At 47.8% G+C, this 12909-nt stretch carries 10 protein-coding genes and 1 pseudogene; 4 read left to right on the forward strand and 7 right to left on the reverse strand.

Going from position 1 to position 12909, the window contains the following annotated elements:
• Window positions 1-61: 61 nt before the first annotated feature.
• From C1A09_RS13015 to C1A09_RS13025, 3 genes are read right to left on the reverse strand one after another with little or no spacing between them, the layout of a single operon-like run.
• On the reverse strand, window positions 62-1768 hold the full coding sequence (locus tag C1A09_RS13015; RefSeq protein WP_101544901.1) for an acyl-CoA dehydrogenase family protein: 1707 nt from the start codon (window positions 1766-1768) through the stop codon (window positions 62-64).
• 7 nt (window positions 1769-1775) lie between these two features.
• Entirely contained in the window at window positions 1776-2795 is a 1020-nt protein-coding gene (locus tag C1A09_RS13020; protein WP_101544903.1) for an electron transfer flavoprotein subunit alpha/FixB family protein, read from the reverse strand.
• Window positions 2796-2799: 4 nt separating this feature from the next.
• Window positions 2800-3693, reverse strand: a complete 894-nt coding sequence (locus C1A09_RS13025) for an electron transfer flavoprotein subunit beta/FixA family protein (protein ID WP_101544906.1) — start codon at window positions 3691-3693, stop codon at window positions 2800-2802.
• Window positions 3694-4164: 471 nt separating this feature from the next.
• On the opposite strand from C1A09_RS13025, the gene C1A09_RS13030 reads away from it, so the two are divergent.
• The 3 genes from C1A09_RS13030 to C1A09_RS13040 all read left to right on the forward strand — a co-directional run bounded on the left by C1A09_RS13030 (window position 4165) and on the right by C1A09_RS13040 (window position 7477).
• A complete protein-coding gene (locus tag C1A09_RS13030) occupies window positions 4165-5088 on the forward strand; it encodes a DUF362 domain-containing protein (RefSeq protein WP_233519910.1) in 924 nt (307 codons plus the stop codon).
• A gap of 16 nt (window positions 5089-5104) precedes the next feature.
• Window positions 5105-5602, forward strand: coding sequence for a DUF1893 domain-containing protein (locus C1A09_RS13035; protein WP_158557842.1), 498 nt, complete (start codon window positions 5105-5107; stop codon window positions 5600-5602).
• A 111-nt stretch (window positions 5603-5713) separates the two neighbouring features.
• A complete protein-coding gene (locus tag C1A09_RS13040) occupies window positions 5714-7477 on the forward strand; it encodes a 1-deoxy-D-xylulose-5-phosphate synthase (RefSeq protein ID WP_101544912.1) in 1764 nt (587 codons plus the stop codon).
• 187 nt (window positions 7478-7664) lie between these two features.
• Here the strand turns inward: C1A09_RS13040 and C1A09_RS16565 are convergent, their stop codons facing one another.
• The 3 genes and pseudogenes from C1A09_RS16565 to C1A09_RS13055 form a co-directional block, all read right to left on the reverse strand.
• The gene (locus tag C1A09_RS16565; protein ID WP_245875031.1) at window positions 7665-9059 is read right to left on the reverse strand and encodes a hypothetical protein; all 1395 of its coding nucleotides are present in this window, start codon (window positions 9057-9059) and stop codon (window positions 7665-7667) included.
• Window positions 9060-9662: 603 nt separating this feature from the next.
• Window positions 9663-10055: pseudogene (locus C1A09_RS16770) on the reverse strand (PL29 family lyase N-terminal domain-containing protein); the annotation flags it as partial.
• Window positions 10056-10520: 465 nt separating this feature from the next.
• Window positions 10521-11720, reverse strand: a complete 1200-nt coding sequence (locus C1A09_RS13055; RefSeq protein ID WP_101545122.1) for a C1 family peptidase — start codon at window positions 11718-11720, stop codon at window positions 10521-10523.
• 97 nt (window positions 11721-11817) lie between these two features.
• Between C1A09_RS13055 and C1A09_RS13060 the strand changes: the two genes are divergently transcribed.
• The gene (locus tag C1A09_RS13060) at window positions 11818-12666 is read left to right on the forward strand and encodes a patatin-like phospholipase family protein (protein WP_180949227.1); all 849 of its coding nucleotides are present in this window, start codon (window positions 11818-11820) and stop codon (window positions 12664-12666) included.
• 22 nt (window positions 12667-12688) lie between these two features.
• On the opposite strand, the gene C1A09_RS13065 is transcribed toward C1A09_RS13060, so the two are convergent.
• Window positions 12689-12880, reverse strand: a complete 192-nt coding sequence (locus C1A09_RS13065; protein WP_101544919.1) for a hypothetical protein — start codon at window positions 12878-12880, stop codon at window positions 12689-12691.
• Window positions 12881-12909: the final 29 nt, after the last annotated feature.

Raw genomic sequence — 12909 nt, forward strand, 5'->3', positions numbered from 1 at the left:
AAAAAAACGTTCCATCCTTCTTTTGAAGGATGGAACGTTTTTTTGTGAGAGTATCTATTGTTTATTTATGATAGCTTTCCAGTTCTTCAGCTCTGAACTTACGGATAAAATTGAAGTGCTTTTCTATTTCTGCTTCTGCATAATTTACATAAACAAGAGCAGACTTAGAAAACAGTTCGGGAGCCTTTGTTGCATCTTGAATCAGTAAATGAGACATTACGCATACGGCAGCCATTTCGTAAAGACGGCGTGAAACGAAATCCAGCAGTTCTTGATTACCGCTTTCCTTTACGGCATTGTTGCAAGCATCGAACTTGTTGGTCATTTCTTTTATACGCTCCATCAACGGCTGCATTTCTGCGCTGCAAGATATTTGCTCATAATCACGTAAGGTGGCGGTATAAGAACCATTCGTTACATAGCGGATGGCGGCTACTGTCTGTAACTGGGTAGTACCTTCGTAAATACTCGTGATACGTGCATCACGGTAGATACGTTGGCATGCATATTCCAACATGAAACCGGAACCGCCATGTATTTGGATACTGTCGTATGCATTCTGATTGGCATATTCGGAGTTCATACCTTTAGCCAGCGGAGTGAAAGAGTCAGCCAGTTTGGCATATTTCTTTTGTTCCTGACGTTCTTCCGGGGTTAGTTTACGTTCGCGGGCAATATCATCCAGGGCTTTGTAAATGTCTACATAACGTGAGGTCTGGTATAGCAATGCACGACCGGCATCCAACTTGGCTTTCATGATAGCCAGCATGTCGTATACGGCTGGGAACTCAATGATTGCTTTACCGAACTGCTTACGGTCTTTTGCATATGCCAAACCTTCATTGTAGGCGGCCTGACTCAAACCAACCGACTGGGCGGCGATGCCTAAACGTGCACCGTTCATCAGTGCCATTACATATTTAATCAAACCGAGCTTACGGTCACCGCAGAGTTCAGCTTTGGCATTCTTATAAACCAGTTCGCAAGTAGGTGAACCGTGGATACCTAACTTGTTTTCAATACGGCGAACGTTTACACCACCTTCGCGTTTGTCATAGATGAACATGGAAAGACCACGGCCATCTTTTGTCCCTTCTTCAGAACGTGCCAATACGAGGTGCAAGTCAGCATCACCATTAGTGATGAAACGCTTTACACCGTTCAGACGCCAACAGTTGTTTTCTTCGTCGAAGGTAGCTTTCAACATAACACTTTGGAGGTCGGAACCTGCATCCGGTTCCGTCAAGTCCATAGACATGGTTTCTCCGGCACAAATACGCGGGATGAAACGGCTATGTTGGTCTTCGTTACCAAATTCATAAAGCGTTTCGATACAGTCTTGCAATGACCAGATATTACCAAAGCCGGCATCGGCTGCTGCAACGATTTCCGCACACATGGTGTACGGGGTAATCGGGAAGTTCAGCCCACCGAAACGGCGTGGCATGGTCATACCGTTCAATCCGGCTTTTACCATGGCATCGAGGTTCTGCTTTGTACCACTGGCATATTCTACACGGCCATTGGCACAGTGGGGACCTTCTTCGTCTACACCTTCTGCGTTGGGAGCTATAATCTCTCCGGTAATTTCACCGGTAATTTCCAGCACTTTGTCATAAGAGTCTATTGCGTCCGTATAGTCCTGCGGGGCATAGTCAAACTTATCTTTATCTGCATATCCGCGTTCTTTCAGTTCGCAGATGCGCTCCATCATCGGATTGTTTAAATGGAACTTGAGTTCCGGAATTTCTGTATAAAAATTAGCCATAGTTTCCTTACTTACTGTTCTGTTTGTAATACTTGATCATCTTCGGAATTACTTCTTCAACCGTACCATTGATTACGTAATCGGCAATAGTATTGATAGGAGCATTCTCGTCATTGTTGATAGAGATGATGATACCACTCTCTTGCATACCGGCAATGTGCTGAATTTGTCCGCTGATACCGCAAGCGATATAAAGTTTGGGACGAACCGTAACACCTGTCTGACCTATCTGGCGGTCGTGGTCTGCGAAGCCTGCATCAACAGCGGCGCGGCTGGCACCTACCTCGGCATGAAGTTCCTTAGCCAGTTCGAACAGCATATTGAACCCTTCCTTGCTCCCCATGCCGTAACCACCGGCAATGACGATAGGGGCACCTTTCAAATTGTGTTTGGCTTTTTCTACATGACGGTCAATGACTTTCACTACATAGTCTGTTTCGAGAACATACTTGGCAACGTCGTGTCTGATGACTTCACCTTTATAGTTGGCATCGAGAATTTCTTTCTTCATCACACCCTCGCGTACAGTCGCCATTTGCGGGCGATGTTCGGGATTTACAATCGTAGCCACGATGTTGCCACCGAATGCGGGACGGATTTGGTATAACAGGTTTTCATATACTTTACCTTCTTTCTTGTCTTCGTGTTCACCGATTTCAAGAGCCGTACAGTCGGCGGTCAATCCACTGGTCAGTGCCGAAGAAACGCGCGGACCGAGGTCGCGGCCGATAACAGTGGCGCCCATCAGGCAGATTTGCGGTTTTTCTTCCTTAAACAGGTTGATGAGTACAGAAGAGTGGGGAAGAGAAGTATAGGGGAATAGACCCGGAGCGTCGAAAACATGGAGTTTGTCAACGCCGAAAGGGATTACTTGTTTTTCAATACCTGCCAGATTACTTCCGGCAGCCACAGCTTCCAGCTGGCAACCCAACTGATTAGCTAATTTACGACCTTTGGTCAGGAGTTCGAGACTGACATCGGCAACTGTAGTACCTTCTATCTCTAAATATACAAATACATTATTCATAATCTTATCCTATCGTGTGGTTAGCTAACAGTTCAACAATCAAATCTTCTACATCCCGGTCGCTGCCTGTCAGTGTCTTGCTTTCTTTGGCTTGGAATGAAATATTCTGAATGGTTTTTACCTTGGTAGGCGAACCGCTCAGACCACATTGAGGAAGGTCACCGTTTACGTCGGCTACACTCCATTCCGTAATGTTCAGATAAGGATATTTCTCATAAAGTTCTGCATAAGCCAGTGCGGCGCCTTCTTTGGTGATGGCGGCTTTTTCTTGTGCACCGAGGGCACGTTTGTATTTCTGTACCAGTTTGGCATTGCGCGGACGGCAAGGAGCGGCACTTCCGTTAACGGTAATAACGATAGGCAGAGGAGCCTCTACTGTTTCTACGCCACCGTCAATATGACGTTTCACGGTAATCTTCTTGGAGGCTTCGTCTACATTCAGAATTTCTTCCGCGTATGTAACCTGTGTCAACCCCAATTTCTCGGCAACCTGCGGACCTACCTGTGCCGTGTCACCATCGATAGCCTGGCGGCCACCGATGATAATATCATAATCACCGATTTTCTTGATGGCAGTGGCGAGAGCATACGAGGTAGCCAACGTATCTGCACCGGCAAAGGCGCGGTCGGTCAACAGATAACCGTTATCGGCGCCACGATAAAGTCCTTCACGAATAATTTCGGCTGCGCGTCCCGGTCCCATGGTCAGGATCGTCACGGTAGAACCCGGATGTTCATCTTTCAGTCGGAGAGCTTGCTCAAGGGCGTTCAGGTCTTCGGGGTTGAAGATGGCAGGGAGTGCCGCACGGTTAATGGTTCCGTCGGCTTTCATGGCATCTTTCCCGACATTACGTGTGTCGGGAACTTGTTTTGCCAATACAACAATTTTCAAACTCATGCTATATAATTATTAGTATTAGTATTTCGTCAGGTCAGTGCCGGGAATAGGAGTAGTAGAATCTTGCTACTGAAATTATCCGGTTAACTATCAGCGTGCAAATTTACGCAAAGAGTTGGGTTTGACAAGAAAAAGGGATGAAAAATGCACAAGTTGAGGGATTTTGCGCAAAGAGGAAGGGGTACACTGGTTTTCTTCACGGTGACTGATAAATGTTTGTAAGTAAGAAGTAATCTATCGATATAGAGTTTATTTGCCATCCTGTAATATTGGTAAAAATTACCGTAATATATCTACCGACAGGCATTGGAAATCCCGGTACTTTTGCAAACGATTTCAATCGTAAATAGCAACTATATAACAAAAAGAAAAATAATAATTATGATTATGAGAAAGTTTTTAGTCTTTTCTACAATGCTTGCTTGCGTCAGCTTATCGGCTTGCGGAGGCAAAAAGAATGGGAATACGGAAATGGCTGCCGACTCAGTTTCAATTTCCGAAACAGTTATTCCCAAAGTATATATGACAAGGGAAATCACACCCGAAGCGTTGGTAAAGGTTTATGAAGCGCTGGGACGTCCCGCCGAAGGACGTGTTGCTGTGAAAATCAGTACCGGGGAACCGGGAGGACACAATTTCCTGCAACCTGCTCTTATCAAGAATTTGGTACAGAAAGTAAAAGGAACGATTGTAGAGTGCAACACGGCATACGGAGGTAAACGTTCCACTACCGCCGAACATCTTCAGGCGGCACGCGATCACGGTTTCTTTGAAATTGCCGATGTTGACATCATGGATTCCGAGGGTGAAATCAACATTCCGGTCAAGGATACAACACATATCAAATATGACATTGTAGGTTCACACATCAGCAACTATGATTTTATGATTAATCTGGCGCACTTCAAGGGGCACGCCATGGGTGGTTTCGGTGGAGTACTCAAGAACCAGTCCATCGGGGTAGCTTCTGCCAACGGAAAAGCCTATATCCATACAGCGGGTAAAACCACGAAACCGGGTGAACTTTGGGGAAATCTGCCCGAACAAGACCATTTTCTTGAGTCCATGGCGGCTGCTGCCCAAGCTGTACATGATTACTTCGGAGACAAAATCCTATATATAAATGTAATGAACAACCTTTCCATCGACTGTGACTGCGATGCCCACCCGCACGCTCCTGAAATGAAAGATATCGGTATTCTTGCCTCTACAGATCCCGTAGCACTCGATCAGGCTTGTCTCGACCTCGTTTTCAACGTAAAGCCCACCGAGGGAGACAATAATCAGCCATTGATAAATCGCATTAAAGAACTTCATGGAACGCATACTGTGGAGTATGCGGCAGCGATAGGTTTAGGAAGTATGGAGTATGAATTGGTGTCAATTGATGATTAAAAAGAATGGTTATACAATGAAACGGATATATAAATATGTATGGCTCCTTGTCCTTCCCTTTTTATGCACTACCGGACTGATGGCGCAATCAAAGGTGGAAGAAGCCAGAAAACTGATTCAGGATGGCAAGGCCGAGTGTATATTGATAAAGAATGATACCATTTACGGACAGGAGCGAGGACATGGTGTCAGTCCGCTATTGGTGATGTACGATGAGCATAGGGAGGCGATGTCCGATGCAGTCTTGGTAGATAAAGTCATAGGGCGTGCGGCGGCTGCCATAGCCATTTGTGGCAAGGTGAAGCATGTACATGGCGAACTGATGAGTGAAGATGCTATAGAGTTTCTGAACAAAAACGGTATCACGACGAGCTACACGATACTGGTTCACCGGATATTGAACCGGAAAAGAGATGGCCTTTGTCCTTTGGAACAATCGGTAGAAGGTGTGGAGGATGCCGCAAGTGCTCTTGTGGCATTACGCAAACGGATAGAGACATTACAAAAACAATAGATGAAAAAGATGGAGTATCTGTTCAAAACGAACAAGATATCCAAACAAAAGTAGAATTCGGACATTAATATTAATAACCCGGAATTGAAAAATAACTTAAAACCATAAAGTATGTATATTGAAAGAATAAATAACCCTGCTGACTTGAAGACGCTTCAAGTTGATGAGCTGGAAACATTGAGCGGAGAAGTCCGCCGAATATTATTGGACAAACTGAGCGCACATGGCGGACATGTAGGTCCCAACTTGGGAATGGTAGAAGCTACGGTAGCTTTGCATTATGTGTTCTCTTCGCCTATCGATAAGATTGTTTATGACGTTTCGCACCAGAGTTATGCACATAAAATATTGACCGGACGTAAAGAAGCCTTTATTAATGCTGCTAAGTACGATGACGTATCGGGATATACCGAACCGTCGGAAAGCGAACATGATTTCTTTGTCATCGGTCATACGTCGACCTCTGTCAGCCTTGCCACCGGACTTGCCAAGGCGCGTGACCTGAAAGGAGAGTGGGGGAACGTGATTGCCGTCATCGGTGATGGTTCCCTGAGCGGAGGTGAGGCATTCGAAGGGTTGAATGTGGGAGCCGAGTTGGGTTCGAATCTCATTGTCATTGTCAACGATAACCAGATGTCCATTGCCGAGAACCACGGCGGACTTTACCGCAACCTGCAGCTGCTGCGCCGGACAGACGGACAAGCTCCCTGCAACTATTTCAAGGCGATGGGTTACGACTATTTCTATGTGAAAGACGGTAATGACGTGAAGCAACTGCTGGAAGCCTTCCGTCGGGTGAAGGATATAGACCATCCCGTCGTGGTGCATATCAATACCTTGAAGGGTAAGGGATACCGTCTGGCAGAGGAGCAGCAAGAACGTTTTCATTACAGTATTCCGTTTAACCTTGAAACCGGAAATCCGACCGTAGGTTTGGATGAGGAAGAAGATTATGCCGACCTCACTGCCACCTATCTTTTGCAAGAAATGAAGAAAGACCCGGCTCTGGTAGGCATTACAGCGGGTACGCCTACCGTGTTTGGCTTCACGGCCGAACGGCGCAAAGAAGCTGGCAAACAGTTTTTGGATATGGGTATCGCCGAAGAACAGGCGGTCGCCATGTCTTCCGCCATTGCCGCAGGAGGTGGAAAACCTGTGTTCGGGGTTTACAGTACCTTCATCCAGCGTGCCTACGACCAGTTGTCGCAAGATCTTTGTATCAACAATAATCCCGCGTTGATACTTGTTTTCTGGGGAAGTTTGTCGAGCATGAACGACGTCACTCACCTTTGTCTCTTTGATATCCCTGTTATCGGCAATATCCCTAATATGGTTTATCTGGCACCCACCTGCCGCGAAGAGTATCTGGCGATGTTGGAGTGGGGAATTCGCCAGACGGAACATCCGGTTGCCATCCGTGTACCTGCCAATGGGGTTATCCGCAGGAATATCGAGCCGGAAAAAGATTACGGTAGGATATTGAACCGTTACGAGGTGTCGCACCGCGGTAGCAAGGTGGCTGTATTGGGGCTTGGTTCCTTCTACCAGTTGGGCGAGGCGGTGGTTGCCCGTCTCAAGGAGGAGAACGGCATTGATGCCACACTTATCAATCCCCGTTACATTACCGGGGTGGATGAGGCTTTGCTCAATGACCTGAAACGTGACCATACACTGGTCATCACTCTTGAAGACGGCGTACTGGACGGTGGTTTCGGGGAGAAGATTGCCCGCTACTATGGAGCTTCGGATATGAAGGTGTTGAATTATGGTGTGAAGAAGGAGTTCATGGATCGTTATAAGGTGAGTGAACAACTGAAAAAGAACCGTCTGACGGTTCCACAGATTGTGGAGGACATTTGTCACTTCGTGTCTTGATAGAAAGGAGAATACCCAATGAACGTCGGCTTCTGCAAAGGGATAAAAATCAACCTTGCAGAAGCCGGCGTTATGAATGTTTATCCCGGAGGATTTTCGTTTTGATCTTCACGCTGTCATGGATGAAACCGCTTTCCGGGTGTTCATCCGTTTTTTGCTCCGTGGCGATCCGTTTTCCGCAGCCCGGTTATGGGGTGGTGACGGCTTTGAGCACGAGCGGTGTCCGGGCGCCGGTGGCTGCGTCGGAATTGGCTTCGTACTTATAGTTGCACTTCAGGGAGGTGTCCGTTTGATTGGCGTTCCATGTGTCGATGGCGGCGTTCATGGTGGCGAGGGCGTTGTCGGCGCCGCTGCCTGCCGTCCATTGCACGGTGCTGCCGTCTACTTTTACAGGGGGATTACTGCTGTCGTTGTCGTAGCCAATCCCATTGAGGGACGAACCGCCCGGGATGCCCCAGTAGCAGGTGGATTGCTCTCCGCCGTCGCGTGATCCGATGGCACCTCCCAAAGAGGCTCCCGAGGGACCGTTGACGTTGCCTGTGCTGTAGCAAGCGGTGATCTCTTTTTGGGTAGTGCCTACGATGCCGCCTGCGTAGCTGCTGCCGGTAGTCGCCACGTTGCCGGTGTTGTAGCAGGCGATGAGGCTTCCGTACATATAACTTCCGGTGATACCGCCTACCGTATATTTTCCTGTAATGTCTCCTGTATTGATGCATCCGGAGATGATATCACCTTTTGTCTCTGCTGTAATGCCGCCGACGCATCCAATTCCCGTCACATTTCCTGTGTTGGTACATCCGGTGATGGTATTATTGTTTTTTCCCGAAATACCTCCTGCATATCCATCGTTAGCATCACTTTCGCCTTCCGATAGTATGGTTGCCGAATTGGTACAGTTGATGATGATACCTTCATCGTAATTACTTCCCGTTATGCCGCCTATCGGGGAGCTATAATTACCGGTAGCTGTTATCTTTGCTTCGTTGTGGCAGTCGATGATGGTTCCGTCATTCTCTCCGGTGATGCCGCCTGCATAGCCTGCATCTTCTCCTTCTTCTGTAGCAGAATTCGCTAATACAATACATTGGTTGGTACATCCGCTGATAGTTCCTCTGTTGCCTGCCGCGATACCGCTTATGTATTTATATCCCGATACTTCCCCCTTCAGGGTAAAGTTCTTCACCGTGGCGTTTGGCCCGATATAGCTGAACAGGGCTTGGGCGTTTTTTCCTTTCGATACTCCGTTGATGTATAGCCCGCTGATGGTGTGTCCGTCGCCATCGAAGGTGCCTTCAAAGCTTGCGTAAATATCATTATCATAATCGGCATATCCTATCGGTGTCCAGTCAATCCCCGCGCCGTCATTCAAATCCTTGCCACATACATCGGCAAGGTCGATGTCCCGCGTCATTTTGAAGTGGCTGCCCTCATAGTTTTGTTTCGCGTTCACTATTGTAGCAAGCCCTTTTAGTGCTTGTGCAGTGGCCAGCAGGTAAGGTTCTGCCGCCGTGCCCTTTCCCTCGAACGCGAATTTCACCGGGAGCGTGTAGCTGCGGCTGAAGTCTTTGTTGTCCGTCAGCATCACTACCAGCGTTGCCGAGAGGGTGGTGTAGGTACTGGATAGGGTGATGGTTTTCGTTGCGCGGTCTGCTTTTGCCGTCCATCCTTCGCCATCCGCCATCAGTGCGCTCACGGTCAGGTCGTTTTGCATTACACTGGCGTCGCTGCCGGTCAGGGTATAAGTCAGCACGTTGCCCTGTATCACGTTCAGCGGTTGCGTCAGGTCGAGGGCGGTGGCGGAGCCTTGCAAGGTCAGGGTGATGCCTATGCCTTTATAGAGGGGGATGCGCAGGGTGGGGTTGTCTGCGGGGTCGTCCGGCGTGTTGTCCGCCAGGGTGAAGGTGACGTAGTCCGTACTGGTGGTATAGTCCACGCCGTTCTTGGCGAAGAGGACGTCACCGTCTGCACCGTCTGTTCCGTTGATGCGATACCACGTCACTTTGTTGTCTACGCTCAGGTACCAGGCATCGTCGTTCTTTGCTCCGCCGTCGGTCTTGATGGTGATGCCTGTGGGCAGGCTGCTGCCCAGAAGTATCTGCGGGGCGGGGGCGGAAGTGCCCGGTTCTCCTTGCTCTCCCTGTGTGCCGTTGGCCTGTATGGCATTTCCCGCTTCGTCTTTCAGCGGTTCGCCGTTCAGCGTCCAGTACCAGTTGCCGTCCGCTTGCTGCGCGACGCTGATTTTGGGGGTGCTTCCCGCTTCGCCCTTTTCGCCTTGCGCGCCGCTTTCTCCTTTTTCACCGTTATAAATGGTGATGGGGGCGGTGTGCAGGAACTGGATGGTGTAGCCCACCTGTACGCCGCTTTGGGTGACGGGCGTGACGCCGGTGATGTAGTCCGTGGTACTGAGCAGTTGTTGCAGGGAGGCAAGGTTGCTGTTCACCTCTTCCTGCCACTTTTCGAGCGCCTTGATGCGGTCGGCGTTGCTGTTGATTTTCTTCCACAGGTCGGTGTGGTCGCAGTTGCACCCGGCAAGGAGTATTGCCGTGAGTGCCGTTAATAGATAACTCTTCAATCTCATAGTAGTATAAAATATTGATTAATTGATTACGGTGCCTGGTGTTCCTAAGCTATTGTTGGCAGGAGGGATACTACGATTGCCGCCCGTAGAGTAGGCTTGTGGCTTACTTTACGGGCGGAAACTTCGCTCGCAGCACGGGACTGCAAGTATTGTAAGGTTAATAATGTTTACAAATGCGGGGGGGGGGTAAAAGCTCTTTTCCGGCTGCAAGGCAGTGGGAGAGGAATATATACGCCGGTGTAGTTTGTTTTGTTGCGTGAGTGGCTCATTACGGCAATTTTTAGAATTATTAAAACACAAAGTTAAGTATTATAAAGAAGCGGCAATGCTTTTCGGAGTATTTTTTTCGGAAATTTTATTTATTCATTACGTTCCGGCCGGTGATATAAATAAAACCGAAGCATTTCTTCTCTTGATATCGGGAGAAGAGATGCTTCGGTAAGTATTGCTCTTTATGTCAGGTCTTTATTTCAAGCCCAGTTTTTTCTTTATATCTTTAGGCAGCGCGTCTTTGTGTACAACGATGTTCATCGTTTTGTAGCGTGCAAACGCTTTGGAGGCATACCACAGTCCTTCATACTTGCCGGCTTTGCCCCAGGAATTCTTTACCATGTAGTATTCGTTACCTGCCTGGTCCTTAGCTATACCATAAATCAGCATACCGTGGTCGTCGGTTGTTTCCCAGTTGTCGTAACCCTCTTGGCGTTCTTCTTGGGTACACCATTTCTGTGGTTGCGGTTTGCTGTTCAACTTCTTCTCTTCGGGTTTCATTTTCAGCCAGTGTGCCATGTCCGAACCGCTCAACTCCTGTACTTTTTCTGCATCGGGCATCACGGCTATACCGTCGCGGGTAAAGCCTTGTTCGCTTACGTCGGCACCCCAGGCAATGGTGTAGCCGTTGTTGATTGCATTGTCAAATACCTGCATCAGCTCGTCAATGGGCAGGTTATAGGAAAGTCCCCAACGCCAGTTGTCTTGAATTTCCAGTACGAACGGCTGATAGAACGGATGATGGGTATAAGAAGTCAGTGAGATATAATCATCGGCGTTCAGTCCGGTAGATTCATAGAAAGATTGCGGGGTATATTCTTTACCTTGATAGGTGAACTTCTCGGGACGTTGACCCAGGTAGATGTCATGGATGGCGGTAACGGCCTTTTTCCAAAGCGGGTTTTTATCTTTGTCGGTCTGCAAGCTACGGAGTTTTCCTTTGGCGATGGCTGCCACTACGGCATCGGCCACGGCAGACAGCTCGGTGTGGTTGCTCAGGGTATCACCATACATTACTCCCGGACGCATTTCCTCTTCGGGTACCAGCCCGAAAGTTTTCATGCCGTATATCACGTCGTAGAATGAACCGCCTTGAGAAAAGGAAATGTCGCCGTGTGTGCGTACTGCCTTGTCGGCACGGTCCAGGTAAGTATTGTGTACGATATACATTTCGGACAAATCATACTCTCCCTTGCCCATACGGAGCAGCTCGGACTCGATGAACGCCAGCCCGGAGTAGCACCAGCATGTACCGGCACGATTCTGGTTCTTGATGGAGGTGATAGGATTTTCTTTGACGGTTGTAAAGACAAATCCCTCTTCTTTCAGAGTGTCTTGAGCTGTTGTGTGCAGGCTCAACAATCCCATTGCGACAATTAATATCGATTTTTTCATCATGATTAAAATATTTTTGATTTATTAGTTGTGACCGCAAATATAGGCAGAATATCGTAAACAAAAGCTATCTTTGGGGCGTTAATTCCCACACTGTATGATGAAAACTATACAAATAGACAATTTGAGCGGACTTGTTCTTGAAGGCGGCGGTATGCGTGGCGTCTTCACTTGTGGTGTGCTGGACAATTTTATGGATCGGGGTGTCCGGTTTCCTTATACCATTGGTGTAAGTGCCGGAGCATGTAACGGACTTTCGTATCTGTCCGGCCAGCGTGGACGTGCCAAATACAGTAATATAGATTTGTTGGAGAAGTATAATTACATAGGTCTGAAGTATCTTCTGAAGAAACGGAACATCATGGATTTTGACTTGCTGTTTCGGAAGTTTCCCGAACATATTTTGCCCTATGATTATGAAGCTTATTTCAATTGTCCCGAACGTTACGTTATGGTGACTACCAATTGCCTGACCGGTGAAGCAAATTATTTTGAGGAAAAACGAAATAAAGATCGTGTGATTGATATTGTCCGGGCTTCGAGTAGTTTGCCGTTTGTTTGCCCCATTGTCTATGTAGATGGCATTCCTATGCTGGATGGGGGGATTGTAGACAGTATTCCCCTGATGCGTGCCCGGCAGGATGGTTATACCCGTAATGTTGTAGTACTGACCCGTAACCGTGGTTACCGGAAGGACATCCAGGGAACTAAAGTACCCCCTTTTATTTATCGCCAATATCCCCGTTTGCGTGCAGCCATCAATATGCGTAGCCGTGTCTATAATGCGCAGCTGGATTTGGTGGAACGCATGGAGGATGCAGGTGAGATCACCGTGATCCGGCCGCAAAAACCGGTTATTGTAGACCGTATTGAGCGGGATATCCGCAAGCTGACCGATCTTTACGAAGAGGGGTATGCCTGTGCGGCGGAATTCCAAATCTGTTGATAATGTCTAACTATATAGGACACTATTTCAGCATTTGCGGCAAATTCTCTTTGCCCCAGAAGTAATACACGGCCAAGCCTATCCAGCTGGTTAAGATTATGAGTATGATTGCTACTATTTTTTTCTCGGCAGCAATATCTTTCCATTGCCACATTTCCATGGCTGCTTTGATTGTCAGTATTACACCGATAATCCAAATGATAAATCCTATCATAACATTCGTTGTTTTTGTTTCTCAAAACA

The organism is Bacteroides cutis (assembly GCF_900241005.1).
In the GTDB taxonomy this organism is placed as follows: domain Bacteria; phylum Bacteroidota; class Bacteroidia; order Bacteroidales; family Bacteroidaceae; genus Bacteroides; species Bacteroides cutis.

What these genes read in the sequence shown, in the direction of transcription:
- C1A09_RS13040 (WP_101544912.1), top strand. Translation starts at nt 5,714, where the DNA reads ATGTATATTGAAAGAATAAATAACCCTGCTGACTTGAAGACGCTTCAA.
- C1A09_RS13030 (WP_233519910.1), top strand. Translation starts at nt 4,165, where the DNA reads ATGGCTGCCGACTCAGTTTCAATTTCCGAAACAGTTATTCCCAAAGTA.
- C1A09_RS13055 (WP_101545122.1), bottom strand. Translation starts at nt 11,720, where the DNA reads ATGAAAAAATCGATATTAATTGTCGCAATGGGATTGTTGAGCCTGCAC.
- C1A09_RS13065 (WP_101544919.1), bottom strand. Translation starts at nt 12,880, where the DNA reads ATGATAGGATTTATCATTTGGATTATCGGTGTAATACTGACAATCAAA.
- C1A09_RS13020 (WP_101544903.1), bottom strand. Translation starts at nt 2,795, where the DNA reads ATGAATAATGTATTTGTATATTTAGAGATAGAAGGTACTACAGTTGCC.
- C1A09_RS13025 (WP_101544906.1), bottom strand. Translation starts at nt 3,693, where the DNA reads ATGAGTTTGAAAATTGTTGTATTGGCAAAACAAGTTCCCGACACACGT.
- C1A09_RS13060 (WP_180949227.1), top strand. Translation starts at nt 11,818, where the DNA reads ATGATGAAAACTATACAAATAGACAATTTGAGCGGACTTGTTCTTGAA.
- C1A09_RS13015 (WP_101544901.1), bottom strand. Translation starts at nt 1,768, where the DNA reads ATGGCTAATTTTTATACAGAAATTCCGGAACTCAAGTTCCATTTAAAC.
- C1A09_RS16565 (WP_245875031.1), bottom strand. Translation starts at nt 9,059, where the DNA reads ATGCTGACGGACAACAAAGACTTCAGCCGCAGCTACACGCTCCCGGTG.
- C1A09_RS13035 (WP_158557842.1), top strand. Translation starts at nt 5,105, where the DNA reads ATGAAACGGATATATAAATATGTATGGCTCCTTGTCCTTCCCTTTTTA.